22 protein-coding genes are annotated in these 25,278 nt (G+C 67.3%); 14 read left to right on the forward strand and 8 right to left on the reverse strand.

Translation table 11 applies throughout. The features are described 5' to 3' along the window. Positions 1–184: 184 nt before the first annotated feature. From MKAN_RS15830 to MKAN_RS15850, 5 genes are read left to right on the forward strand one after another with little or no spacing between them, the layout of a single operon-like run. The gene (locus MKAN_RS15830; RefSeq protein ID WP_042313708.1) at positions 185–1,447 is read left to right on the forward strand and encodes a molybdopterin-dependent oxidoreductase; all 1,263 of its coding nucleotides are present in this window, start codon (positions 185–187) and stop codon (positions 1,445–1,447) included. Between the two features lies 1 nt (position 1,448). Further along, the gene (locus MKAN_RS15835) at positions 1,449–1,988 is read left to right on the forward strand and encodes a hypothetical protein (protein WP_023369726.1); all 540 of its coding nucleotides are present in this window, start codon (positions 1,449–1,451) and stop codon (positions 1,986–1,988) included. A 40-nt stretch (positions 1,989–2,028) separates the two neighbouring features. Then, the gene (locus MKAN_RS15840; RefSeq protein WP_023369728.1) at positions 2,029–3,240 is read left to right on the forward strand and encodes an alpha/beta hydrolase; all 1,212 of its coding nucleotides are present in this window, start codon (positions 2,029–2,031) and stop codon (positions 3,238–3,240) included. 52 nt (positions 3,241–3,292) lie between these two features. Then, positions 3,293–4,702 (forward strand): WS/DGAT/MGAT family O-acyltransferase, encoded by a 1,410-nt coding sequence (locus MKAN_RS15845; protein ID WP_023369729.1) that lies wholly within the window; start codon positions 3,293–3,295, stop codon positions 4,700–4,702. 42 nt (positions 4,703–4,744) lie between these two features. Continuing rightward, positions 4,745–5,527: a crotonase/enoyl-CoA hydratase family protein gene (locus MKAN_RS15850; protein WP_023369731.1), complete on the forward strand. Its 783-nt coding sequence runs from the start codon at positions 4,745–4,747 to the stop codon at positions 5,525–5,527. Between the two features lie 21 nt (positions 5,528–5,548). Here MKAN_RS15850 and MKAN_RS15855 read toward each other — a convergent pair whose 3' ends face one another. Then, complete coding sequence (locus MKAN_RS15855) at positions 5,549–6,148, reverse strand: TetR/AcrR family transcriptional regulator (RefSeq protein WP_036395902.1); 600 nt, start codon at positions 6,146–6,148, stop codon at positions 5,549–5,551. 80 nt (positions 6,149–6,228) lie between these two features. Here MKAN_RS15855 and MKAN_RS15860 point away from each other — a divergent pair, with 80 nt between their 5' ends. The 3 genes from MKAN_RS15860 (at position 6,229) to MKAN_RS15870 (ending at position 8,658) form a co-directional block, all read left to right on the forward strand. After that, positions 6,229–6,756 (forward strand): methyltransferase family protein, encoded by a 528-nt coding sequence (locus tag MKAN_RS15860; RefSeq protein WP_023369735.1) that lies wholly within the window; start codon positions 6,229–6,231, stop codon positions 6,754–6,756. 121 nt (positions 6,757–6,877) lie between these two features. Next, positions 6,878–8,365: a class I adenylate-forming enzyme family protein gene (locus MKAN_RS15865; protein WP_023369737.1), complete on the forward strand. Its 1,488-nt coding sequence runs from the start codon at positions 6,878–6,880 to the stop codon at positions 8,363–8,365. Next, positions 8,362–8,658 (forward strand): hypothetical protein, encoded by a 297-nt coding sequence (locus MKAN_RS15870; protein WP_023369739.1) that lies wholly within the window; start codon positions 8,362–8,364, stop codon positions 8,656–8,658. Before MKAN_RS15865 ends, MKAN_RS15870 begins: the two co-directional genes overlap by 4 nt. Positions 8,659–8,866: 208 nt before the next feature. Here the strand turns inward: MKAN_RS15870 and MKAN_RS15875 are convergent, their stop codons facing one another. Continuing rightward, entirely contained in the window at positions 8,867–9,505 is a 639-nt protein-coding gene (locus MKAN_RS15875; protein WP_023369742.1) for a TetR/AcrR family transcriptional regulator, read from the reverse strand. Positions 9,506–9,813: 308 nt separating this feature from the next. Here MKAN_RS15875 and MKAN_RS15880 point away from each other — a divergent pair, with 308 nt between their 5' ends. Continuing rightward, the gene (locus tag MKAN_RS15880; protein ID WP_023369746.1) at positions 9,814–10,635 is read left to right on the forward strand and encodes a crotonase/enoyl-CoA hydratase family protein; all 822 of its coding nucleotides are present in this window, start codon (positions 9,814–9,816) and stop codon (positions 10,633–10,635) included. A gap of 46 nt (positions 10,636–10,681) precedes the next feature. Here MKAN_RS15880 and MKAN_RS15885 read toward each other — a convergent pair whose 3' ends face one another. After that, the gene (locus MKAN_RS15885; protein WP_023369748.1) at positions 10,682–12,151 is read right to left on the reverse strand and encodes an aldehyde dehydrogenase; all 1,470 of its coding nucleotides are present in this window, start codon (positions 12,149–12,151) and stop codon (positions 10,682–10,684) included. 44 nt (positions 12,152–12,195) lie between these two features. After that, positions 12,196–12,975: a class I SAM-dependent methyltransferase gene (locus MKAN_RS15890; RefSeq protein WP_036395900.1), complete on the reverse strand. Its 780-nt coding sequence runs from the start codon at positions 12,973–12,975 to the stop codon at positions 12,196–12,198. Between the two features lie 586 nt (positions 12,976–13,561). Here MKAN_RS15890 and MKAN_RS15895 point away from each other — a divergent pair. Further along, positions 13,562–14,725 carry a glycosyltransferase family 4 protein gene (locus tag MKAN_RS15895; RefSeq protein WP_023369752.1) on the forward strand — a complete coding sequence of 388 codons (1,164 nt, stop codon included), beginning with the start codon at positions 13,562–13,564 and terminating at the stop codon, positions 14,723–14,725. 48 nt (positions 14,726–14,773) lie between these two features. Here the strand turns inward: MKAN_RS15895 and MKAN_RS15900 are convergent, their stop codons facing one another. Then, positions 14,774–16,459, reverse strand: a complete 1,686-nt coding sequence (locus MKAN_RS15900) for an MmpA family trehalose lipid delivery protein (protein WP_023369754.1) — start codon at positions 16,457–16,459, stop codon at positions 14,774–14,776. Between the two features lie 9 nt (positions 16,460–16,468). Beyond that, positions 16,469–17,758 carry a cell envelope lipid trafficking protein PgfA gene (gene pgfA, locus MKAN_RS15905; protein ID WP_023369756.1) on the reverse strand — a complete coding sequence of 430 codons (1,290 nt, stop codon included), beginning with the start codon at positions 17,756–17,758 and terminating at the stop codon, positions 16,469–16,471. A 176-nt stretch (positions 17,759–17,934) separates the two neighbouring features. Here pgfA and MKAN_RS15910 point away from each other — a divergent pair, with 176 nt between their 5' ends. Then, positions 17,935–19,101 carry an acyltransferase family protein gene (locus tag MKAN_RS15910; protein ID WP_023369758.1) on the forward strand — a complete coding sequence of 389 codons (1,167 nt, stop codon included), beginning with the start codon at positions 17,935–17,937 and terminating at the stop codon, positions 19,099–19,101. 2 nt (positions 19,102–19,103) lie between these two features. On the opposite strand, the gene MKAN_RS15915 is transcribed toward MKAN_RS15910, so the two are convergent. Further along, positions 19,104–20,084 carry a phosphotriesterase family protein gene (locus MKAN_RS15915; RefSeq protein WP_023369760.1) on the reverse strand — a complete coding sequence of 327 codons (981 nt, stop codon included), beginning with the start codon at positions 20,082–20,084 and terminating at the stop codon, positions 19,104–19,106. A gap of 136 nt (positions 20,085–20,220) precedes the next feature. On the opposite strand from MKAN_RS15915, the gene MKAN_RS15920 reads away from it, so the two are divergent. From MKAN_RS15920 to MKAN_RS15930, 3 genes are all read left to right on the forward strand, one after another. Next, positions 20,221–21,927 carry an acyl-CoA dehydrogenase family protein gene (locus MKAN_RS15920; RefSeq protein ID WP_023369762.1) on the forward strand — a complete coding sequence of 569 codons (1,707 nt, stop codon included), beginning with the start codon at positions 20,221–20,223 and terminating at the stop codon, positions 21,925–21,927. A 183-nt stretch (positions 21,928–22,110) separates the two neighbouring features. Then, positions 22,111–22,782, forward strand: a complete 672-nt coding sequence (locus MKAN_RS15925) for a TetR/AcrR family transcriptional regulator (RefSeq protein WP_023369764.1) — start codon at positions 22,111–22,113, stop codon at positions 22,780–22,782. Next, positions 22,779–23,723, forward strand: coding sequence for a R2-like ligand-binding oxidase (locus MKAN_RS15930; protein WP_023369766.1), 945 nt, complete (start codon positions 22,779–22,781; stop codon positions 23,721–23,723). The genes MKAN_RS15925 and MKAN_RS15930 overlap by 4 nt, the downstream gene beginning before the upstream one ends. 101 nt (positions 23,724–23,824) lie before the next feature. On the opposite strand, the gene MKAN_RS15935 is transcribed toward MKAN_RS15930, so the two are convergent. Further along, positions 23,825–25,198, reverse strand: a complete 1,374-nt coding sequence (locus tag MKAN_RS15935; RefSeq protein ID WP_023369768.1) for an NADP-dependent succinic semialdehyde dehydrogenase — start codon at positions 25,196–25,198, stop codon at positions 23,825–23,827. Between the last annotated feature and the right edge of the window lie 80 nt (positions 25,199–25,278).

The raw sequence follows: 25,278 nt of genomic DNA on the forward strand, positions 1-25,278 counted from the left end.
GCCTAGAGTCAGCGCGGGAGGTCGGGCCGTGGATTCGAAGGGCATCGGTGGGCGTAAACAGCGCCGCGACACTGGCGGCGCAGCCGGGTCTGGCGCGGATCGGCGGGCGGCTGATCGCCAGCCCGGTGGCCCGGTAGGCGTTCCGGAGCGACAACAAGACTCAGCCCACGGCTTTCCCGCCAGCCTGTGGCGCACCGTGGAGCGTCATCCACCGCCGGGTGCGGACCGGCTGAACCGCTTTCGGAGCCCGTTGCGCGGCCCGTGGCTGACATCGGTGTTCGGACTGGTGCTGTTGGTGACGTTGCCGATCGTGGTGATCACCGGGTTGCTGTCCTATATCGCCTATGCACCGCAGTTGGGTCAAGCGATCCCCGACGACGTCGGGTGGCTGCGGCTGCCCGTATTCGCCTGGCCCACCCATCCGTCGTGGCTGTACCGGCTGACCCAGGGTGTCCATGTGGGGCTGGGCCTGCTGATCATCCCGGTGGTATTGGCCAAGCTGTGGTCGGTGATCCCGAAACTGTTCGTCTGGCCGCCCGCGCGGTCGATCGCCCAGCTGCTGGAGCGGGTGTCGTTGTTGATGCTGGTCGGTGGGGGGCTGTTCGAGATCGTCACCGGGGTGCTCAACATCCAGTACGACTACATCTTCGGGTTCAGCTTCTACACCGGGCACTATTTCGGGGCGTGGGTTTTCATCGCCGGCTTCCTGATGCATATCGCGCTCAAGGTTCCGCGCATGATCACCGGGCTGCGCTCGCTGTCGATGCGAGAAGTGCTGCGCACCAACGTGACCGACACCCGGCCCGAACCGCCGGATCCCGACGGGCTGGTGGCCGCCGACCCGGCGGCGCCGACGGTGAGCAGGCGTGGCGCCCTGGCCCTGGTGGGCTCCGGTGTGCTGCTGATCGCGGTGCTGACCGTCGGGCAGACCCTCGGCGGGCCGGCGCGCAGCGCGGCACTGCTCTTGCCTCGCGGACGAGGCCGAGATTTCCCGGTCAACAAGACCGCCGCAGCCGCCGCGATCGCACCCGACAGCGTCGGCGAGAAGTGGCGGCTGACGCTGCGCGGCGGTCCGGCGGAGGTGGTACTGGATCGCGCCGCCCTGGCCGCACTGCCGCAGCGCACCGCCAGGCTGCCGATCGCCTGCGTGGAAGGCTGGTCGACCGTGCAGACCTGGACCGGGGTCCGGCTGGCCGACCTGGCTCGAATCGCCGGGGTCCCGGCACCACGCTCGGCGCGAGTGGTATCGCTGCAGCGCGGCGGCGCATTCGGCACCGCGCGGCTGCAGGCCAACCAGATCAACGATCCCGATGCGCTACTTGCACTGCGCGTCAACGGCGACGACCTACCCCTTGATCATGGCTATCCGGCCCGCATCATCGTTCCCGCGCTGCCGGGTGTGCACAACACCAAATGGGTCGCGGGCATCGAATTCGAGCCGAGCTGAAATGCTAAGAGCGACAAAGCGGTTCGGCCACTACTACGGCGCGCATCCACTACACCTGCTCACCATGCTGTCCGGCTTCGCGCTGCTCGGCTACCTCCTGGCCACCTTCAAGCCCGCCACACTGTGGAACCCCGGCACCTGGTGGCAGTCGATCGCGGTCTGGTTCGCCGCCGCCGTGATCGGACACGACCTGCTGCTCTTTCCGCTATACGCGCTGGCCGACCACGTCCTGGCGGCGCCTGGGCGTCGGTCGGGCCGCTCTCAGCCAGAACTCCCAGAGATCAGCGCGCGCAACCACATTCGCATCCCGGCGCTGGGATCCGGGCTGACCCTGCTGATCTTCCTGCCCGGCATCATCGAACAGGGTGCACCGACCTACCTGGCGGCGACCGGACAGACCCAGCAGCCGTTTCTGGGCAGATGGCTGCTGCTGACCGCGGCGATGTTCGCCGTCAGCGCCATCGTTTACGCTGCCCGGCGCGCCGTTGGGCGGCGATGGGGCGCCGGCAGCCCACAGCGCAGCAGCGAACCACCCCAATGAGATCGTGGTTAGCGCGAACCCGGCGGGGTACGCTCCCCCCATGACGGCGAGCGGCCCGATAATCCCGACAATGATGTCCCAGGTCAAATGGTTGCTGCGGGCCCGTCCGGGCGACTATCTGCTGGCATTGAGCGTCGCCGGGGCTTCGCTCCCGGTGGTCGGCAAGCACCTCGAGCCGCTGGGCAGTGTCACCGCGATGAGCGTCTGGGGTGCCCGGCATGCACCGGAATTCGTGTCCACCAGGGCCAAGGACTGGCTCACCCCGGGAACCAGCGGCCTCCGCCGTCGCGACCGCGCCAGTACGAACGAGGTTTCGGTCGCGGCGCTGCGGGGCATCGTGGCGACCGCCGAGCTGGACCTCGAATGGCCGGTGCCGCAGCGCACCCCACCGGTCTGCGAAGCCCTGCGGCACCGCCGCTACCTGCACCGCCGTGGCGTCCATTACGGCGACAGCCCGGCGCAGTTGCTCGACGTGTGGCGCCGCAAGGAGCTGCCCACCCATCCCGCGCCCGTGTTGCTGTTCGTCCCGGGCGGCGCCTGGATACACGGCAGCCGCACCATGCAGGGGTATGCACTGCTGTCGCGCATGGCGGAGCAGGGCTGGGTGTGCCTGTCGATCGACTACCGCGTCGCGCCGCACCACCGCTGGCCGCGCCACATCCAAGACGTCAAGGCCGCCATCGCCTGGGCGCGGGCCAACGTCGACAAATTCGGCGGCGACCGTGACTTCATCGCGATAGCGGGCTGCTCGGCCGGCGGCCACCTGTCCGCATTGGCCGGGCTCACCGCCAACGACCCCGGCTACCAGGGCGAGTTACCGGAGGGCTCCGACACCTCGGTCGACGCCGCGGTCGGTATCTACGGTCGTTACGACTGGCAGGACCGCTCCACCCCGGAGCGGGTGCGGTTCGTCGACTTCTTGGAGCGGGTCGTGGTCAATCGCAGGATCGCCCGCCACCCGCACGTATACCGGGATGCATCGCCGATAGCCCGGGTGCACAACAATGCGCCGCCGTTCCTGGTCATTCACGGCAGCCGCGACGGGGTCATCCCGGTGGCGCAGGCGCGCAGCTTCGTCGAGCGGCTACGTGCGGCGTCGCGGTCGCTGGTGGCCTATGTGGAATTGCCCGGGGCCGGCCACGGCTTCGATTTGCTCGACGGCGCTCGCACCGGCCCGACCACCCACGCGATCTCGCTATTCCTCAACCACGTTCACCGCACCCGGAATCAGTTCGCAAAAGAGGTCATCTAGGCACCGGCCGAATGCGCCGGTTGTAGAGTCGCGCTATGACCAGGGGGCTGCGGTGAAACGGCTCAGCGGCTGGGACGCGGTATTGCTCTACAGTGAGACACCGAATGTGCACATGCACACCATCAAGGTCGCGGTGATCGAGCTGGACCCGGACAGCCGCCAGTTCGGTATCGACGCGTTTCGCGAGGTCATCGGCGGGCGCATGGGCAAGCTGGAGCCGTTGGGCTATCAACTGATCGACATCCCGCTCAAGTTCCACCATCCGATGTGGCGTGAGCACTGCGAGGTCGATCTCAACTACCACATCCGGCCCTGGAGGCTGCCCCCGCCGGGCGGCCGACGCGAATTGGACGAGGCGATCGGTCAGATCGCCAGCACCGCATTGGACCGCAGATACCCGCTGTGGGAGATGTATTTCGTTGAGGGCCTTGCCAATCACCGGGTGGCAGTGGTCGCCAAGATTCACCACGCGCTGGCCGACGGGGTCGCTTCGGCAAACCTGATGGCGCGCGGCATGGATCTGCTGCCGGGACCGGAAGGCAACCCGTACGTGTCGGACCCGGCCCCGAGCAAGCGGGAGCTGATGAGTTCGGCGTTCGTCGACCACCTGCGCCACCTGGGGCGGGTCCCCGCGACAATGCGGTATACCGCGGAGGGTCTGGCCCGGGTGCGGCGCAGCGCGCGCAAGCTCTCTCCCGAATTGACCCGGCCGTTCACCCCGCCGCCGACCTTCATGAACCACAAGATCACTCCGGAGCGCAGGTTCGCCACCGCCACCCTGGCGCTGGTCGATGTGAAGGAGACGGGGAGAAGGCTCGGGGCGACGATCAACGACATGGTGCTGGCCATGTCCACCGGAGCGCTGCGCAGCCTGCTGCTGCGCTACGACGGCACGGCCGAACCGTTGCTCGCCTCCGTCCCGGTGAGCTACGACTTCTCACCGCAGCGGATCTCGGGAAACCACTTCAGCGGCATGCTGGTGGCGCTGCCGACCGACTGTGACGACCCGCTGGAGCGGGTGCGGGGCTGTCGCGAGAACGCGTTGTCCGCCAAGGAAAGTCACCAGCTGCTGGGACCGGAACTGATCAGCCGCTGGGCGGCCTACTTTCCACCGGCCGGTGCCGAGGCGATGTTTCGGTGGATGTCCGGCCGCGACGGGCAGAACAAGATCCTCAACCTGAACATCTCGAACGTTCCCGGTCCGCGCGAACGCGGCAGGGTGGGTGGTGCGCTGGTGACCGAGATCTATTCGGTGGGCCCGTTGACCGCGGGCAGCGGCCTGAACATCACCGTGTGGAGCTATGTCGACCAACTCAACATCTCGGTGCTGACCGACGGCGCCACCCTCAGGGATCCACACGAGGTGACCGAGGCCATGATCGCCGATTTTATTGAAATACGAAGGGCCGCTGGTCTTTCCGAAGAGTTGACAGTCGTCGAGCTGGCGCTGGCGCAAGCGTGACGGCCACAGCATGATCCACATCAGAAGGAGCTGCTAACCACTGTGAGTGAAGAATCCGGCACCACCGAACCCGAAGTCCTTGTCGAACAGCGTGATCGGATCCTGATCATCACGATCAACCGGCCGAAGGCCAAGAACGCGGTCAACGCCGCGGTCAGCCGTGGCCTGGCCGACGCGATGGATCGCCTCGATTCCGACGCCGGCCTCTCGGTGGGCATCCTCACCGGCGCGGGCGGTTCGTTCTGCGCGGGAATGGATCTCAAGGCCTTCGCCCGCGGCGAGAACGTCGTGGTCGCAGGCCGCGGCCTGGGCTTCACCGAACGTCCACCCGCCAAGCCGCTCATCGCGGCGGTGGAAGGCTACGCGTTGGCCGGCGGCACCGAGTTGGCACTGGCCACCGATCTGATTGTGGCAGCCCGGGATTCGGCGTTCGGCATTCCGGAGGTCAAACGTGGACTGGTCGCCGGCGGCGGGGGACTGCTGCGGCTGCCCGAGCGCATCCCGTACGCGATCGCCATGGAGCTGGCGCTCACCGGTGACAACCTGCCCGCCGAACGCGCCCACATGCTGGGTCTGGTCAACATCTTGGCTGAGCCGGGCAAGGCACTCGAGGCAGCTATTGCGCTGGCCGAAAAGATCACCGCCAACGGGCCGCTGGCGGTGGCCGCCACCAAGCGGATCATCACCGAATCACGTGGCTGGAGCCTGGAAAACCGGTTCGCGGAGCAGCTGAAGATTTTCGGTCCGGTGTTCATGTCCAACGACGCCAGGGAAGGCGCGATCGCGTTCGCCGAGAAGCGCCAGCCGCGCTGGACCGGCACCTGAGCCCGCGAGCAGACGCGGTAGTTACGGCGCCTCATCGGTCAGGTAGCGCTGCACGGTGGGTCCCAGCCAGGCGACCAGTTCGTCGACGCCGGTCGAGGCGATCGGTTCGATCTTCAGCTGGTACCGCGCGAATGCCAACCCCGCCAGATGGCTGGCCACCAGCTCGGCCCGCAACTGCGCATCGGTGACTCCGAACTCGGCCGTGAGCCGCTCGGCGATCGGGCCGGCGAGGCTGTCGTGCAAGATCTTTCGGGCCTGGGGCTGAATCGCGGCCGAACGCCATAGCGTCAGCAGCGGCTCGAACTCCGCACCTTCGTCCCAGTGCTCCAGGAAACGGCGCACCAGCCGCGGGCCGATCTCGTCGATCCCCTCGTCCAGCAGCGTGGCCAGTTGATGCAGTGGATGCTCGGGACCGGTCAGCGCCGACGCGGTGAACAGCCCCTCCTTGTTGCCGAAGAAGTAATAGACCATCGCGACGTCCACGCCGGCGTCGCCGGCTATCGCCCGGACGGTGGCCCGCTCGTAGCCGTCGCGCATGAAACGTTCGCGGGCGGCGGCAATGATGCGCTGCTTGTTCTGCTGACCGGTGCGCCACCGGCCGCTGCGCCGGGCTTCTGTCATGCCGGTGAGCATACTTCAACACCCGTTGATGATCGCGAGGCCGAGGCGTACGCTCATTCTTGAACGGAGGTTGAAGTATCATGACGACTACCCACGAAAGAAAACTCTGGTGGCGGCACCTGATCTCGTTCCTGATCGCTCCGGTGACCATGACCCTGGTGATACCGGCGCTGATCGTGGTCGCATCGGGGGTACGGGCGCCGGATCTCCATTCGCCGGTGGCAGCCGGACTGGCGACGGTCGGTGTCCTGTTGATCGCGGTCGGCATCGGCCTGTTGATCTGGACGGTGGCACTGTTCGACCGGGTGGGCCACGGCACCCTCGGGGTGGGCAGCACGCTCGGAGAACCGGTACAGCTGGTGGTGCGGGGCCCGTATCGGCATGTGCGCAACCCGATGATCAGCGGTGTGCTGTGCATCCTGCTCGGTGAGGCGGCCGTAGCCGCGTCGGGCTGGTTGCTGCTGTGGTTTGCCACCTTCTGGGCGGTCCAGGTGATCACCATCCGATTCTGGGAAGAGCCGCATCTGCGACAGCGCTACGGCACCGAATACATCGAGTACCGCCGCAACGTTCCCGGTTGGATTCCGCGAATCTCGGCCTGGCGCTAGGCCTTTCACAAGCCCGTGACCTGGTTTGCGGTGTCGCTGTCGCTGCCCTCGAACGGCGACCCTCATGGGTTACACTGAAAGCTAGATTTGTAAAGGTCCGGGGATCGGAGAAGGGTCGCCGATGAGCGTTTCGCTGCTGCTCGAGATGGCTGCGTCGAGCAACCCTGACCGCACGGCCGTCGTCTCGGGAGAACTGCGGCTGACGACTCAGCAGCTCAGCGACCTCGCCGACGGCGGCGCCGGGGTACTCGCGGCGTCGAATGCCCGGCATGTGGTGTACGTCGGCACCGGCGGGGCGACGCTGCCGCTGCTGATCTTCGCCTCGGCGCGCGCCGGGCTGACCTTCACCCCGATCAACTATCGGCTGTCCGCCGACGGCATCCGGGCCCTGATCCGCCGGTTGCCCGAACCCCTGGTGATCGCCGACGACCGCTACGGGGGGATGCTCGGCGATGCACCGTCGATGAGTTCGGACGAATTCCTGGCGCTGGCCGGCAGCGCCGATCCGGTGTCGGAATTTGCCGACCCCGACGCGGTGGCGATCGTGCTGTTCACCTCGGGAACCACGTCGCAGCCCAAAGCCGTCGAACTCACCCACAACAATCTCACCAGCTACGTCACCGGGACAGTCGAATTCGCCTCGGCCGACAGCGGCGACGCCGCACTGATCTGCGTGCCGCCCTACCACATCGCCGGGGTCGGGGCGGCGCTGTCAAACCTGTACGCCGGTCGAAAGATGGTGTATCTGACCGACTTTGACGCGCACGAATGGGTGCGGCTGGCCAACGCGGAACAGGTCACCACCGCGACCGTGGTGCCGACCATGCTGGACCGTATCGTCTCGGTGCTGGAGACCGGCGAACACAAGCTGCCCACCTTGCGCAACCTGGCCTACGGCGGCTCGAGGGTGGGCCTGCCGCTGGTCCGCCGTGCCCTGGAACTGCTGCCGGACGTCGGCTTTGTCAACGCCTACGGCCTGACCGAGACCAGCTCGACGATCGCGGTCCTGACCCCTGACGACCACCGGGCCTCGCTCTCGGCGTCGGACGCCGCGCTGGCGCGGCGATTGGGATCTGTCGGGCGGCCGGTGCCCGGCGTCGAGGTGCAGATCCGTGGCGAGGGAGGCACCGTGCTGGGTCCCGGCCACACCGGCGAGTTGTTCGTCCGCGGCGAGCAGGTGTCCGGGCGCTATACCGGTGTCGGTTCGGTGCTCGACGAGAACGGCTGGTTTGCCACGAAGGACATCGCGATGCTCGACGAGGACGGCTACCTGTTCATCGGCGGACGCAGCGACGACACCATCATCCGCGGCGGTGAGAACATCGCGCCCGCCGAGCTCGAAGAGGTGCTGATCGAACACCCGCAGGTGCGCGACGTCGCCGTGGTGGGCGTCGAGGATCCGCAGTGGGGCCAGGCCATCGTCGCCGTCGTGGTGCCATCGGCGGGCGCCGACCCGGACCCGGAGGAATTGCGCGAATATGTACGTGAGAGTTTGCGCGGATCACGCACCCCGGACCGGGTAGTGTTTCGCCACGAGCTGCCAACGACCGCCACCGGCAAGGTACTCCGCCGGGAGATCATCGAAGAACTAGCAGGAACGACATCATGATCAAGAACGGAACCCGCCTCGCCAGCCAGGTCTGTGATACCCAGGTCATCGTGGTCAGAAGTGCGGACAGCCTCGACGACCTGCGCTGCGGCGGCGTACCGATGGTGGCGATCGGCGCCGAGCGCTCCGGCCGACTCGACCCGGCGTTCGCCGACGGCTCCGTGATGGGCAAGCGCTACGTCGACGACGACGGGGCCGAGGTGCTGGTGACCAAACCGGGCGCCGGGTCATTGAGCGTCGGTGACACCAAGCTGCACCTCAAAGAGGTCAAGCCGCTGCCGGCCAGCGACTGAGCGCCGCTATAGCCTTGGGCGCCGGGCGCCCCGAACGGCAGACCGCCGCGGCCACCGTTGCCGCCGGGCTTGCCGATCGACCCGGTTCCCCCGTTACCGCCGTTGCCCAGGGGGCCGCCGAGATATTGGGGGCGGCTCTGAAGTCCATCGCCGGTTAGGTGCCAGCAAACAGGTCATGCCCGCTTCGGGGCGGTTGTGGGCGCCGCCGTTAATCGCCCGAGCCGTTGTGATTGGCGGCAGAACCGCTACTACGAACGAATTCCCTTGAGGCAACCAGAAATTGGAGCTGGTCGCCAACTGTGCGCAGCGGCTCGGCGGTATGCGTCGAGCGGCACAGCATGATGGCCCCCTCCAGCGCGGCCACGGACGTCACCGCCAGCGCCGCCGCGTCCGACTCGCCGAAACCGTCGGTGATGAACGCTCGAGTCAATGCACTACACCAGCCGTTCAGGATCGTGCCGGCCTCTGTGGACAGCTCGAGTCCGTCGTCGGCCGAGCCCAGCGCGGCCGCGGCAACGGGACAGCCCGCGGTGAAGTCGCCCTCGGTGAGCAGATGTTGCCAATAATCGACGAACTCGCGCAGCAGCACCCGGGCCCCCCGGTCGGCAGCGTTTTCGATCACGGCGGTGATCGAATCCCCGGCGTAGCGAAGTGCCTCGCTCAGTATCTGATTTCGTCCGTCGGGAAAGTGGTGGTACACCGAGCCGCGTGGGGCGCCGCTGCGCGCGAGCACCGAATCGATGGTCACGCCGGCCGCGCCACGTTCGCGCAGCACCTGCGCGGCGCTGACCAGCATTTTGTCCCGCGTGCCGCCGCGCTTCTTCGCGGCCGTGCCGGTCGGTGTCATGCGGCGTGCGAGTGGCCGTGACGCGGCACCGGCCAGTGCAGATGGCGAAGGTTCAACCGAAGCGTTCGTCGGCGTCTATCGGGCAGTTCGCGGGTGAATCGGAAGCCGGCGATGTTGAGCTCGATGATCCACATGGTTACTCCCGGTGGAAGGTATTGCCTCATGTACCGGGTCACCGGCCACGATTATGTATCGAAGCATAATATGTCTGCGACTGTCGGGGAAGAGCCGACGCCGATCCACGATAAATCTCGGCGGACGTATTATGTTCTATTGCATAATGCCTTTTTGTGAGGTTCACTGAGCCGATGACCACTGCTTCTCGTGCTTCTCGGCCCTCCCTGCCAGACCTCGCCACCGTGTCCCTCGAGCGGGACGGCCATGTCCTGCTGATCGGCCTGAACCGGCCGCACAAACGCAATGCCTTCGACCGGGCGATGCTCGGCGACCTGTCCCGGGCGTACGGGCTGCTGGAATCCGATGACTCGCTACGGGCCGGGGTGTTGTTCGCCCACGGCGACCACTTCACCGCCGGCCTCGATCTGGTCGACGTCGGCCCTGGCATCGCGAGCGGGGAATTGGCTTTCCCCGAGGGTGGACGCGATCCCTGGCGGTTGGACGGCGACTGGACCACACCGCTGGTCACCGCCGTGCACGGCTGGTGCATGACGTTGGGCATTGAACTGCTGCTGGCCGCCGACATTCGCATAGCCGCGGCCGGGACCCGGTTCACCCAGCTCGAGGTGCAGCGCGGGATCTACCCCTTCGGCGGGGCGACGATCCGGCTGCCGGGCGAGGCCGGGTGGGGCAACGCCATGCGCTGGCTGCTCACCGGAGACGAGTTCGATGCGGCCGAGGCGTACCGGATCGGCCTGGTCCAGGAGGTGGCCGACGACGCTGCGGCGGCATTGGCCCGGGCCAGCGAGATCGCGCACACCATCGCCGACCGTGCCGCGCCGCTGGGGGTGCGGGCCACGCTGGCGTCGGCGCAGCTTGCCCGCCGGCAGGGCGAGGCGGCGGCCATCGAGCGGCTGCGCCCCGACGTCGCAGCCTTATTCGCCACCGCCGACGCCGCCGAGGGCGTCCAGTCGTTCATCGAACGACGGCAGGCCCGGTTCCAGGGACTCTAGTTGGCCGAGCATACGAATTTTGGCGGGTTGCGTCTGCTCGCCCTGGTTACTCGACGGTGTAGCCCATCGGCATCAGCACGCTCTTCTGCTGGGTGAAGTGCTCGACACCTTCCGGCCCGTTCTCGCGCCCGATTCCGGAGTTCTTGTAGCCGCCGAACGGGCAGCAGGGATCGAAGGCGTACCAGTTGATTCCGTAGGTGCCGGTGCGGATCTTCTCGGAGACCTCGATACCGTGCGGGATATTGGTGGTCCAGACGCTGCCGGCCAGCCCGTACACCGAATCGTTGGCGATCTTGATCGCATCCTCCTCGGTGTCGTAGGGGATGATCGACAGCACCGGCCCGAAGATCTCCTCCTGGGCGATCGTCATCTTGTTGTCGACGTCGGCGAAAACTGTTGGCTGCACGAAGAATCCGTTGTCCAGGCCTTCGGGACGGCCACCGCCGCACACCAGCCGCGCGCCCTCCTCGATGCCCTTGGCGATGTATCCCTCCACTCGGGCGCGCTGTTTCTCCGAGATCAGCGGCCCCACTTGTACGGCCGGGTTCGACGGCGGCCCCACCGGCAGTGCCTGCACGAAAGTGCTTACCGCGTCCACGATTTCGTCATACCGGGAGCGCGGCGCCAGAATGCGCGTCTGGTTCACGCAGCCCTGCCCGGCGTTCATCACGCCGGAGAACACCATCATCGGGACAGCGCTGGCCAGATCGACGTCTTCGAGCATGATGGCCGCCGATTTGCCGCCGAGTTCCAGCGTGCATGGCTTGAGCAGCTCGGCTGCGCGCTTGCCCACCTCCTTGCCGACGGCCGAGCTGCCGGTGAAGGTGAACATATCGACGTCGGGGTTGGAGGTCAGCGCCTGGCCGGTCTCGATACCGCCGGGCACCACCGACAGCACCCCTTCGGGCAGGCCGGCCTCGGCCAGCAACTCAGCCAAAGCGTTAGCCGTCAAAGGGGTTTCGGCGGCCGGCTTGAGCACCACGGTGCAGCCGGCGAGCAGCGCGGGGCCCAGCTTGTTGATGGCCAGGAACAGCGGCACGTTCCACGCCACGATCGCGCCCACCACACCGACGGGCTCACGATGGACGATGGTCTGGCCGTAGGAGCCGGTGCGGATCTCCCGCCACTTGACCTGGTCGACGGCCTGAGTGGCGAAGAAATTCAGCGCCCCCATCGAGCCCATCCAGTGCATCGTCTCGATGATCGTCGGCGGCTGACCGGTCTCGTCGGCGAGCAGTTTGGTAAATAGGCCTTTGCGTTCTTCCAGCAGCTTGGCCGCGGCGGCCAGCACCGCCGCCCGCTCCTTCGGCGGGGTCGCCGGCCACGGCCCGTTGTCGAATGCCGCCCGGGCCGCTGCAACCGCGGCGTCGACATCGGCGCCGGCCGCCAGCGGAACCTTGCCGACGTACTCGCCGGTGGCGGGGCAGTGCACTTCAATGACTTCGGAGGTCGACGGTTCCGTCCACTTGCCGCCGATGAAAAGTTTGTCGTATTCGGTCGTGTGGCTGTCGCTCATGGCGCCACCCTACCCAAGCCGACCCGAAACGAGAACACGTTCCATTATCGCGGCTGTAGGACCAGCACCAGGTTGCTCACCAAGAACTCCCGCAGCAGCGGCACGGTCGTCAGCCACCACGCCCATCGCGGGTGGTAGCGGGGAAATGCGGCGATCGCGGCACCGGTGCTGGCGGCCCACTTCAGACCGTCGGCCACCGAGACCGCAAACAACGACGACCCGTAGTTGTTTTTCGCCGGGTGGCCGTGTTTTCGGGTATAGCGCGCGGCGGCGCGGGCACCGCCGAGGTAATGGGTCAGACCCATCTCGTGTCCGCCGAACGGGCCGAGCCAGACGGTATAAGAGAGCACGACCAACCCGCCCGGCCTGGTCACCCGCAACATCTCGGCGCCGAGCTGCCACGGCCGCGGCACGTGCTCGGCGACATTGGAAGACAGGCAGATGTCCATCGAGTCGTCGGCGAATGGCAGTGCCATGCCCGAGGCCCGCACAAAAACGCCCGGAGCGCCGGCGTTTGCGGGGCCCGCGGCGTGCATTTCGGCAGGGTCCGGTTCGACGCCGATGTAGCGGACTCCGGCGTCAGCGAACGCCGAGGCGAAGTATCCGGGACCACCGCCCACGTCGAGTAGTGTGCGACCGGTCGGCGGCTCCCCGTGGCCGGCCAGCCAAAGATCACCGACCATCGTCGCGGTGTCGGCTGCCAGGGCGTCGTAGAAGCGTGCCGGGTCGGACCGCTCATAGCGGAACAGTGACAGCAACCGCAGCGAACGGGTCAGTGTCGCCCGGCGCGCTACGACATCGGTGACATGGGAGGCGACGGCCACCGGCCACACCCTACGCACATCAGCTGTTCGCGGCTGTTCGCGGCCGTTCGCGGCTGTTCGCGGCTCGCGCGCCTGGTTCGCGGCCGGTTCGCGCCCGTTTCGCGCCTCCCGCGCCTGGTTCGCGCCTGGTTCGCGCCCGTTTCGCGCCTCCCGCGCCTGGTTCGCGCCGCCCACGATGTCGATCAGCTTGGGACGGGTCTCATGCGCCATCGACTGTGCATCTACGGCTTTGGTCGTGCAGTCAGGGCGGTCGACAGGCCCTGGATTCAGCCGCCAGTACACACTCAGCGCCGCCAGCGCACACTCGGCGCCGCTGGTACACACTCGGCGCCGCCAGCGCACACTCAGCGCCGCCAGTACACACTCGGCGCCGCGCGGCGGCGCGCATCGTCGCCAGGCGGGGTCTGATCGCCTGGCTCCTTCTCACGCCGCGCGGCGGCGCGCATCGTCGCCAGGCGGGGTCTGATCGCCTGGCTCCTTCTCACGCCGCGCGGCGGCGCGCATCGTCGCCAGGCGGGGTCTGATCGCCTGGCTCCTTCTCACGCCGCGCGGCGGCGCGCATCGTCGCCAGGCTAGGCTGGCGACGATGTCTGGACTGCGCTCGGTGTTGCTGCTGTGCTGGCGCGATACCGGGCATCCCCAGGGCGGTGGCAGCGAAACCTATTTGCAGCGCATCGGCGCGCAGCTGGTCGCATCCGGTATCAAGGTCACGTTGCGTACCGCCCGCTATCCGGGGGCCCCACGACACGACGTCATCGACGGGGTGCGGATCAGCCGCGCCGGTGGCCGCTATTCGGTGTACGTGTGGGCGCTGGTGGCGATGGCACTGGCGCGGTTCCGGTTGGGCCCGCTGCGCCGGGTCCGGCCGGACGTGGTGGTCGACACCCAAAACGGTCTGCCGTTTCTAGCCCGGCTCTTGTATGGGCGTCGCACGGTGGTGCTGGTCCACCATTGTCATCGCGAGCAGTGGCCGGTGGCCGGCCCGGTGCTCGGTCGGCTGGGCTGGTTCGTCGAATCGAAGTTGTCGCCGCGGCTCAACCGGCACAACCAGTACGTGACTGTGTCGTTGCCGTCGGCGCGTGATCTGGTCGCCCTGGGTGTGGATAACGGGCGGATCGCGGTGGTCCGCAACGGACTCGACGAGGCGCCGGCGCAGACGTTGTCCGTTCCGCGCGCGGCCACGCCGCGGGTGGTGGTGCTGTCGCGGCTGGTACCGCACAAGCGGATCGAGGATGCGCTGGACGCCGTGGCGGAGCTACGGCGACGAAACCCTGGGATACCGGGTCTGCACCTCGACGTGGTCGGTGGCGGCTGGTGGCGGCAGCGACTCGTCGACCACGTGAACCGGCTCGGCATTTCCGACGCGGTGACTTTCCATGGTCACGTCGACGACCTCACCAAACACCATGTGTTGCAAAGCTCTTGGGTACACCTGTTGCCGTCGCGCAAGGAGGGGTGGGGTCTGGCGGTGGTGGAGGCGGCCCAGCACAGCGTGCCCACGATCGGGTATCGATCCTCCGGCGGTCTGTCCGACTCGATCATCGACGGGGTGACCGGCATCCTTGTGGACAGCCACCGCGAACTGGTGGACCGGCTCGAACAACTGCTTTCCGATCCGATCCTGCGCGATCAACTCGGCGCCAAGGCGCAAGTGCGTAGCGGCGAATTCTCTTGGCAACAAAGCGCCGAAGCCATGCGCACGGTGCTCGAAACGGTGCTGGCGGAAGACCGCCTCAGCGGCGTGGTGTAAATCGCGAAACCTAATCCGTCGGGATCCGCGGCCTCTCTTCGCCTCTGGTTAGCCTCTGGTTAAGTGTCGCCGCACCCAGCAGCCGGCCATGCCCGCCGCGCCCGCGAGCAGCAGGCAGAGCCATACCCAATGCGCAAGCATCGTCGCTCGGAGGCCCGCAACAGCGACGCCGTCGGCTTGGCCGCCAACCCGGTAGAGAGCCAATTCGGTGTCACGATACGTCGGTGTCAGCCGGTCGAGCGTGCGCGCAGCCGAACCCATGTCGCCGGCGCTGTCCGATTCGACGACCACCCAGCCGACTCCCGCCCGCGCCAACGCCGACGGATCGGCCCCGCGCAGCAGCAACTCCTGCACCTCGCGGGCGTGAACGCCGTCCCCGGGAACCGTCACGCCGGAAATGACCAGATCACCCGTCGTCAGCACATCGGCGCGAACCCAGCGGGGCAACGGATCGAGTACCGGCGCGGGCCCCGACCAGGAAAAGCGCCGCATGGTGCCGGCGGGCAGCACCGCGACATCCGCCGGCTCACGGTTGATCGCCGCCGCGACGGCCGCCCACCCCGACGGGTAGTGCACGGGTGTGACCCTGCCCCACACGCCCCACGCCAGGTCCGGCAACGCCAAGACGAGGGCCACACAGCAGACCAACCCCGCCACGGCAGGCCGCCACCAACGTGCCAGCGTCACCACCGCCCCAGCGCCGCACACCGTGTAACCCGGCACCGCCAGCGCCACCCACTTCTGCCCGTCCCGCAGCACACCCAGCCCGGGTACCGCGTCAACCACCGCGGTCAGCACATGCAGCCCCGGGCCGGTGGCCAATCCCGCCGGCACCAGCACCGATACCGCCGCCAGCACCAACAGCGGCACTGCTGTCGCCCGACGCAGCGCCGCGGGAAGTCCGACCGCTACCACGGCGAGCAGCACCGCGGCCGAGGCCACCGCGAAAAGCGTTGTGCGCGAATCGGGTACGGCATCACCATTCCAAACTCCGCCGAGACTGGCCAGGCTGGCGAGCGTGCCCAGGCCGGTTTCGGCACGCGGCGCGAACGCGCTGACGCCCAGCCCGTTCGCCGCGGTTTGGCTGGTTAACGACCCCAGGGCCGATGCCGTCAGCCAGGGCAGCGCGCCAACCACCGCAAAGCCCAATCCCGTTGCGGCGCAAAGCCAACGGGGCCGGCCGTCACCGGGAGCGGCCACGCAGGTCAGGGCAACCGTAGCGGCGAGCAGCAGCCCGGTCGGGGTCAGTCCGGCCAGCGCGATCCAAAACGCCAGGGCAAAAAAGCCGGACCCGCCCAAGCGCAACCCCAGCATCGCCGTGGCAACCCACGGCAGGCAGCCGTAGCCGAGCAACAGGCTCCAATGCCCCTGCAAAAGGCGTTCAGCGACATAGGGATTCCACACCGCGAGGGTGATCGCGACGAACTGGCCAGCTGCTCCCGCCGCCGGCAGCACCACCGACACCAGTCGGGCCGCGCCCCAGCCCGCGAACCACAGGCCCAGCACCAGTAATGCCTTCACCACGATCCCGCCGTCGACCAGATGCGACGCCAGCGCCACCGCGAAATCCTGCGGCGTTGCCCGAGGCGCTGCCGTCAGCCCGAGGGCGCCAGCGGATAGGTATGACCGTGGGGTGGACACCGCGTCACGCAATAGCAGATATCCGGGTCGCAGGAGCGGCAGCAGCACCAGTAGCGCCAGAGCCAACGCATAGCCCGGTCGCAACCAGCGCACGTCGGCGCGTTAAGTCCGTTCCGCGGGGGGAGGCTCAGGCGGTCCGGATTCCGGTGGCGGCTCGGTCGAGGCCGACGGGGGCGGGGGCGACTCCGCCGTGGGGGTGGCCGGGTCGGCTGGCAATTCGGGACGCTGGGTAGGCAGTTTCTCGGTCTCGGCCTCGGCTCCGGGCACAGGTTCCGCCAGCCCGGCGCGCCGGAAGTAGTCGGTGTCGTCGCGGTCGAGGCCGGGCTCGGTCAGGGCGCTTTCGGTGCGCAGGCTGAAGGACGCGAGCAGGCCACCACCGACCAGCGCGATCAAGCCGACGGCAGTGAAGGTGATCGGCAACACCCGCGACCACAGCGCCAGCCGGTCGCGCTCGTCGCGTGCGGTGTTGACCTGGGATTCGACGGTCTCTTCGGTGGACGTGACCTTGTAGTCGGCCAGCGTCACCTCGGGCTTCATCGCCTCGCGGGCGTAGTAGTGGTAGGCGCGTTCGGTTTCCTTGACGATGGTGCCGGTCACCGGGTCCACCCAGAAGGTTCGCTGCGCGGCGTAGTAGCGGTTCATCGTGATCTGCTCGCCCGGTTCGCCGGGAACACCCCACATCGCTGCGGTTGTGGTGATCTTGCCGTCCTCGTCGCCGGCGTACAGCGACGGGTACTTGATCGGCGCGACCAACTTCCCGTCGGAGCCATAGCCCACGTTCTGCGTGAAGCGGTAGGTGGTTAAGCCGTTGACGTCCTCTTGGCTGTCGTAATTGGCGTCGAACGCCTTCTGCGCGATCGGATCGAAATAGGGGTAGGACTTCTTCTCGGTGTGAAACGGGAAGCGGTAGGCCAGCCCTTCGTGGCGCAGCGGGATGGCGGTCGGCGGGCTTTCGTCGTTGAGACCGCGGGGCTTCTGGACCGCGCCGCCGGTGTGGGTGTCGTCGGAGACGGCCATCGCCGTCTTGCGGTTGAGGGTGACGGTGTCGACGATCGCCAGCAGCAGACCGGTGTCCTTCTGCTTGTCGGTACGCCGCACCGAGGTGCCGACCTGCAGGGTGACCACATCGGCGTTGGCCGGCGATTCGACGGTGACCTGCTGTTGGGACACCAGTGGCACGTTCTGGTTGACCACGACGTGGTCACCGGACAAAGATGCCGAGTCGAGCGCCGATCCGGTGCCCTGCCTGATCAGCGTGGCATCGATATCCAGCGGAATCTTGGCGATCCTGCTACTCGTGTAGGTGGACAGCAGCAGCGCGGCCATCAGCAGAGCGGCTCCGAGCCCGATCGTCCCTAATGCGGCCATCCGCAACATGACTGCTCGGTTCACGTTGCCGTGACCTCCTTCTCAGACCATGGACTCGTCAGTTGCGATCGCTCCGACCTGACCATGCAGCGAGGCAAAACCCGTTTGACCCTAACAGCAGAACGCATTGCCCCGGGCTGCCTACCTGTCCCACTTCGCCGGTGTACCCCGTTCGCGCCTCGGCACACGGGCACACTGTGATGGTGACCGATAGCCAGCGGGTGGGCGGGACGCGCAGCTTCCTGCCCGCCGTCGAGGGTATGCGCGCATGCGCGGCGATGGGCGTGGTCGTCACCCATGCCGCATTCCAGACCGGGCATTCGAGTGGTGTCGCCGGCCGGCTGTTCGGCCGGTTCGATCTGGCCGTGGCGGTGTTTTTCGCGCTGTCGGGATTCCTGCTGTGGCGCGGGCACGCGGCGGCGGCACGAGATGCCGGACCACGCCCACGTACGGGTCACTATCTGCGATCGCGGGCGGTCCGTATCATGCCGGCATACGTGGTGGCAGTGGTCGTGATCCTGTCCCTGCTGCCCGACGCCGATCACGCCAGCCCGACTGTGTGGCTGGCCAACCTGACGCTGACCCAGATCTATGTCCCGCTCACCTTGACCGGCGGCCTGACCCAGATGTGGAGCTTGTCCGTCGAGGTCACCTTCTACCTGGCGCTGCCCGTGCTCGCCTTGCTGGCCCGCCGCATTCCCGTCGGCGCGCGGGTGCCGGCGATCGGCGCACTCGGGGTGAGCAGTTGGGCCTGGGCGTGGATACCCGTGCACACCGATTCCGGGCTCAACCCGCTGAACTGGCCGCCGGCGTTCTTCTCGTGGTTTGCCGCGGGAATGCTGCTGGCCGAGTGGGCGCACAGCCCGATCGGGTGGCCGCACCGGCTGGCGCGCCGCCGGGTATTCATGGCCGTGGTGGCGGTGCTCGCCTACCTGGTCGCGGCGTCACCGCTGGCCGGTCCGGCGGGTTTGGTCCTGGGCAGCCCGACCCAGTTCGCGGTGAAGACCGCGATGGGCGCGCTGGTGGCGTGGGCGTTGGTCGCGCCCCTGGTGCTGGACCGGCCGACGACACCGCACCGGCTGCTCGGCAGTACCGCCATGGTCACGCTGGGGCGGTGGTCCTACGGCTTGTTCATCTGGCATCTGGCCGCCCTGGACATGGTGTTCCCGGTGCTCGGCGTCTTCCCGTTCACCGGCCACCTGCCGGCGGTGCTGGCGCTGACGCTGATCTTCGGTTTCGCCATCGCCGCGGTGAGTTACGCCCTGGTCGAGTCGCCCTGCCGGGAAGCGTTGCGCCGGTGGGAGAAAAGCGCCAAGCACATCGAGCCGCAGGACGTCGACCGGGAAGCGGACGCGATCGCGCCGTAGGGCTACTCGTAAGCGCCCTGCCGCTCGAAAATCCGGCGTGGGTTGTCCACAAGCATGGTGTGCAGCTGCTCGTCGGTGACACCGCGCTGCTTCAAGGCGGGGATCACGTCGTTGTGGATGTGCAGGTAATTCCAGTTCGGGGCGGCGACCGGCAGCAGCGCCTCGGGCAGCGCATCGAAGTAGCAGTTGGCGTCGTGGGAGAGCACCATCTTGTCGGCGTGGCCCCGCTCGCACATCTGCGCCACGATGTTCACCCGGTCCTCGAAGGGCAGGATGACGTCGAGGCCGAACCGGTCCATCCCGAGGTAGGAGCCCGCTGCGATGAGTTCTTCGAGGTAGCCGACGTCGGTGCTGTCGCCCGAGTGCCCGATGACCACCCGGCTGAGGTCGACGCCCTCCTCTTCGAAGATGCGCTGCTGCTCCAGCCCGCGGCGCAATCCGGCATGGGTGTGGGTGGAAATCGGCACCCCGGTGCGCTTGTGCGCCTGTGCGACGGCGCGCAACACCCGCTCGACCCCGGGGGTGATGCCCGGTTCGTCGGTGGCGCACTTGAGAATGCCGGCCTTGATACCGGTGTCGGCGATGCCCTGCTCGATGTCGCGCACGAACAGGTCGGTCATCGTCTCCGGGCCGTCGAGCTGCGTGCCCGGCCCGAGATAGTGGAAACAGAACGGCACGTCGTTGTAGGTGTACAAGCCGGTGGCGACGACGATGTTCAGCTCGGTCTGCGCGGCAACCCGGGCAATGCGCGGGATATAGCGCCCCAGACCGATCACCGTCAGGTCGACGATGGTGTCCACGCCCCGGGATTTCAACTCGTTGAGCCGGGCGACCGCATCTGCCACCCGCTTGTCCTCGTCTCCCCAGGCGTCGGGATAGTTCTGCACGACTTCGGTGGTCATGATGAATACGTGCTCGTGCATGAGCGTGACGCCGAGATCGGCGGTATCGATCGGCCCGCGGGCGGTATTGAGTTCTGACACGTAGCTGATGCTAAGTCGCAACGCCGGTCAGCCGACAGTGCCGATTTGTCGGCACCGATAACAACGACGGCGGTATTGCAGTACGGTCTACCCGCGTCCATTTCCGAACACATCGAATCGCCCGGGAGCCACCCTCATGCTGCTCAATCCCAACCGCCTGCAACGCAAATATCCCGACCAGCGTTCGGCGGAGATCATGCAGGCCACCGTGGACTTCTTCGAGTCCCGGGGAAAGGCACGCCTCAAGCACGACGACCACGAGCGGGTGTGGTACTCGGACTTTCTCGACCACATCGGGCGGGAACGGATCTTCGCTTCGCTGCTGACCCCGTCCGAATACGGCGCCGACGACTGCCGCTGGGACACCTACCGGATCAGCGAGTTCGCCGAGATCATCGGCTTCTACGGGCTGAGCTACTGGTACCCGTTCCAGGTCACCGCCCTGGGCCTGGGCCCGATCTGGATGAGCGACAACGAGGACGCCAAGCGTAAGGCCGCCGCCCAGCTCGAACAGGGCGAGGTGTTTGCTTTCGGGCTGTCGGAGCAGGCCCACGGCGCCGACGTCTACCAGACCGACATGATCCTGACGCCGTCAGAACACGGCTGGGTCGCCAACGGCGAGAAGTACTACATCGGCAACGCCAACGTCGCCCGGATGGTCTCCACCTTCGGCAAGATCGACGACTCGTCCGGCAACCCGGAGTACGTCTTCTTCGCCGCCGACTCCCAGCATGACCGGTATGAGCTGAAGAAGAACGTGGTCAATTCGCAGAACTACGTGGCGAACTACGCATTGCACGACTACCCGGTCACCGAGGCCGACCTGCTGCACCGCGGCATGGGCGCCTTCCACGCCGCGCTCAACACGGTCAACGTCTGCAAGTACAACCTGGGCTGGGGTGCCGTCGGCATGTGCACCCACGCCATGTATGAGGCGATCACCCACGCCGCTAACCGGCACCTGTATGGGACCGTCGTCACCGACTTCAGTCACGTGCGCCGGCTGCTGACCGACGCCTACGCGCGCCTGGTCGCGATGCGCCTGGTGGCCACCCGGGCCAGCGACTACATGCGCAGCGCGTCGGCGGACGACCGTCGCTACCTGCTGTACAGCCCGTTGACCAAGGCCAAGGTCACCAGCGAGGGTGAGCGCGTCATCATCGCCTTGTGGGACGTCATCGCGGCCAAGGGCGTGGAGAAGGACACCTTCTTCGAGACCGTGGCCCGCGAGATCGGGCTGCTGCCGCGGCTGGAGGGCACCGTCCACATCAACATCGGGCTGCTCGGCAAGTTCATGCCCAACTACCTGTTCGCCCCCGATGCCGCGCTACCGCTGATCTCGCGCCGAGACGACGCGGCCGACGACACCTTCCTGTTCAACCAGGGGCCCACCGGCGGCCTGGGCAAGGTGCGCTTCCACAATTGGCGCGCTTCCTTCGACAGCTACGCCCACCTGCCCAACGTCGCGCTGCTGCGCGAGCAGGTCGACGTGCTCGCCGAGATGCTGGCGTCGGCCACCCCGGATGCCGCCCAGCAAAAGGACATCGACTTCGCGTTCGGAGTGGGACAGCTCTTTGCGACGGTGCCCTACGCCCAGCTCATCCTGGAGGAGGCGCCGCTGTCGGGTGTGGACGAGGCGCTGATCGATGAGATCTTCGGCTTGCTGGTGCGCGACTTCAACAGCTACGCAGTTGAGCTCCACGACAAGTCGGCCACCACGGACGAGCAGGCGCGGTTCGCCATGCGGATGATCCGCCGTCCTGTCCATGACCCGGCGCGTTACGACCGGATCTGGAAGGAACACGTGCTGCCGCTCAACGGCGCGTACGAGATGCGGCCCTGACAGGCGGACGCATCGCTGCGGTCCGGGCGCGCCCGCAGATCCCGCTGAGGCGTGGCCGGTAGCTCTCCGACGCTGTTGGCCGGTGGCTGCGGCTGGTCGTGCTGAGCCGAGCCGAGCTGGGCGCGCTTGACTATGACGCACCTCACACTAGAATGACCAGTGGTCATCGATGCGAGGAGGCGTATGCCGACGGTGACATGGGCGCGCGTCGACCCGGCTCGCCGGGCGGCCATCGTGGAAGCCGCCGAGGCCGAGTTCGGGGCGCACGGTTTTTCCAACGGCAGCCTGAACGTCATCGCCCGGCGCGCGCGGGTCGCCAAGGGCAGCCTGTTCCAGTACTTCGCGGACAAGCGCGACCTCTACGCCTACATCGCCGACATCGGCAGCCAGCGGGTGCGCTCCTACATGGAGAACCTCATCCGCGAGCTCGATCCCAGCCGGCCGTTCTTCGAATTTCTCACCGACCTGCTCGACGGCTGGGTCGCCTACTACGCCGAGCACCCGCGCGAACGTGCCCTTCATGCCGCGGCGACGCTGGAGGTCGACACCGACGCCCGCATCAGCGTGCGGAGCGTCATTCATCGTCATTACCTGGAAGTGCTGCGGCCGTTGGTGCGCGATGCGCAAAACCGTGGTCACTTGCGCGCCGATGCCGACATCGACGTGTTGTTGTCCCTGCTGCTGCTGCTCTTTCCGCACTTGGCGCTGGCGCCCTACATGCGCGGTCTGGACCCCGTGCTGGGGCTCGACGAACCCACGCCCGAGCAGCCGGCGCTGGCCGTGCGCAGGCTGGTCGCGGTCCTGGCGGCGGCCTTCTCCCCGAGACTCGTCACCGAACCTCAGGAGGTCACATGACACGGACACGCTCAGGCTCGCTGGCTGCCGGCGGTCTCAACTGGAACAGCCTGCCGTTGAAGTTGTTCGCCGGCGGCAACGCCAAATTCTGGGATCCGGCCGACATCGACTTCTCCCGCGAGCGCGAGGACTGGGATCGGCTGACCGACACCGAACGCGACTATGCCATCCGGCTGTGCGCCCAGTTCGTCGCCGGTGAGGAAGCCGTGACCGAGGACATTCAGCCGTTCATGGCCGCCATGCGGGCTGAGGGGCGACTCGCTGACGAGATGTATCTGACCCAGTTCGCGTTCGAGGAGGCCAAGCACACCCAGGTGTTCCGCATGTGGCTGGACTCCGTCGGCGTAACCGGGGACCTGCATGGCTATCTCGACGACCTGCCGTCCTACCGGCAGATGTTCTACGACGAGCTGCCGGAATGCCTCAGCGCGTTGACCACTGATCCGTCGCCGGCCGCCCAGGTCCGGGCATCGGTGACCTACAACCACATCGTCGAGGGCATGCTCGCGCTCACCGGTTACTACGCGTGGCACAAGATCTGTGTGGAGCGCGGCATTCTTCCCGGGATGCAGCGGTTGGTACGGCACATCAGCGACGACGAGCGCCGCCACATGGCGTGGGGGACCTTCACCTGCCGGCGCCATGTCGCCGCGAACGACGCCAACTGGACGGTGTTCGAAGAGCGGATGAACGAGCTGATCCCGCTGGCCCTGCAACTCACCCAGGACGGCTTCGCCCTCTATGGGGATCCGATGCCCTTCGACCTGTCGGTGGAGGAGTTCATGACGTATTCCAGCGACAAGGGTATGCGGCGCTTCGGGACGATCAGCAGCGCTCGCGGCCGCCCGGTCGGCGAAATCGACCTCGACTACACGCCGGTGCAACTCGAGGACACCTTCGCCGAGGAGGATCAGCGGGCCCTGGCTGCGGCCTCGGCCTAGGCCCCGGATGGTCCCAGACCCTCGAGGCCCCGCCAGCAGACGCAGAATCGCACAAATATCGCGGTGCCGATGCGATTCTGCGGCTGCTCGCCAGCGGCAGGTCAGCCGACCCAGACGGCTTTGGCGTTGCAGAACTCGCGGATCCCGTGTCCGGAAAGTTCCCGACCGTAGCCGGACCGCTTGATGCCGCCGAACGGCAATTCCGGGTAGGACACCGTCATGCCGTTGATGAAGACCTGCCCGGCCTCGATCTCGTCGACGAAGCGCTGTTGCTCGGCCTCGTCGCGGGTCCAGGCGTTGGACCCCAGCCCGAAGGTCGTGGCGTTGGCGATCTCGATCGCTTCGTCGATGTCGGCAGCCCGGTACACCGAGGCGACGGGCCCGAAGACCTCCTCGGTGTAGAGCGCCATGTCCTTGGTGATGTCGGTGATCACCGTCGGGGGGTAGAACCAGCCCGGCCGGTCCGGGGCCTTACCGCCGCAGCGGATCACCGCGCCGGCCGCCGCGGCGTCGTCGACCTGTTTGGCGATCTCGTCGCGGCCCGACTCGGTGGCCAGCGGACCCACGTCGGTCTCCGGGTCGGTCGGGTCACCGACCCGCAGCGCAGCCATCCGCTCGACGAACTTGTCGACGAAGGCGTCGTAGATGTCGGCGTGCGCGATGAACCGCTTTGCGGCGATGCAGGATTGGCCGTTGTTCTGCACCCGGGCCGTGACGGCCGTCTGCACCGCCTTGTCGAGGTCGGCGGAGGGCATCACAATGAACGGGTCGCTGCCGCCGAGCTCTAGCACGGTGGGTTTGATCTCGTGGCCGGCGATGGCGCCCACCGACTGGCCGGCCGGTTCGCTGCCGGTCAACGTGGCCGCGGCCACCCGCGGATCCCGCAGGATGTCTTCCACCGCGCTGGACGGGACCAGCAACGTCTGGAAGCAACCGTCGGGGAACCCGCCGCGGGCGATGACGTCGGCGAGATACAACGCGCACTGCGGCACGTTCGACGCGTGCTTCAGCAAACCCACGTTGCCCGCCATGAGGGCGGGCGCGGCGAACCGAACCGCCTGCCACAGCGGGAAGTTCCAGGGCATTACGGCCAGCACCACCCCCAGCGGTTGATAGCGGGTGTAGGCCTTGGCGGCCCCGACCTTCGCCGCGTCGGCCGGCTCGTCGGCGAGCAACGCTTCGGTGTTCTCGGCGTAGTAGCGAAATCCCTTGGCGCACTTGAGCACCTCGGCCCTCGCCGAGGTCAGCGTCTTGCCCATCTCGAGCGTCATCACCGCCGCGGTCTCGTCGGCCTCGGCCTCGAGCAGGTCGGCGGTGGCGTTGGCCCACTGGGCGCGTTGCGCGTAGCTGGTATGGCGGTAGTCGGCGAACCGCTCATCGGCGCGCGCGATCGCGGCGTCGACTTCTTCGCGGGTCGCCGGTGTGAAGGTCTTTACGGTCTCTCCGGTGGCGGGGTTGATGGTGGCGATGGGCACGGTGACATCCTCTGCTGGTGGTCTAGCGGAAGGTTCCCCGCCCAGCCTGCCACTATCGTGGCCAGTGTGACTACCGCCGC

Source organism: Mycobacterium kansasii ATCC 12478, assembly GCF_000157895.3.
GTDB lineage: Bacteria > Actinomycetota > Actinomycetes > Mycobacteriales > Mycobacteriaceae > Mycobacterium > Mycobacterium kansasii.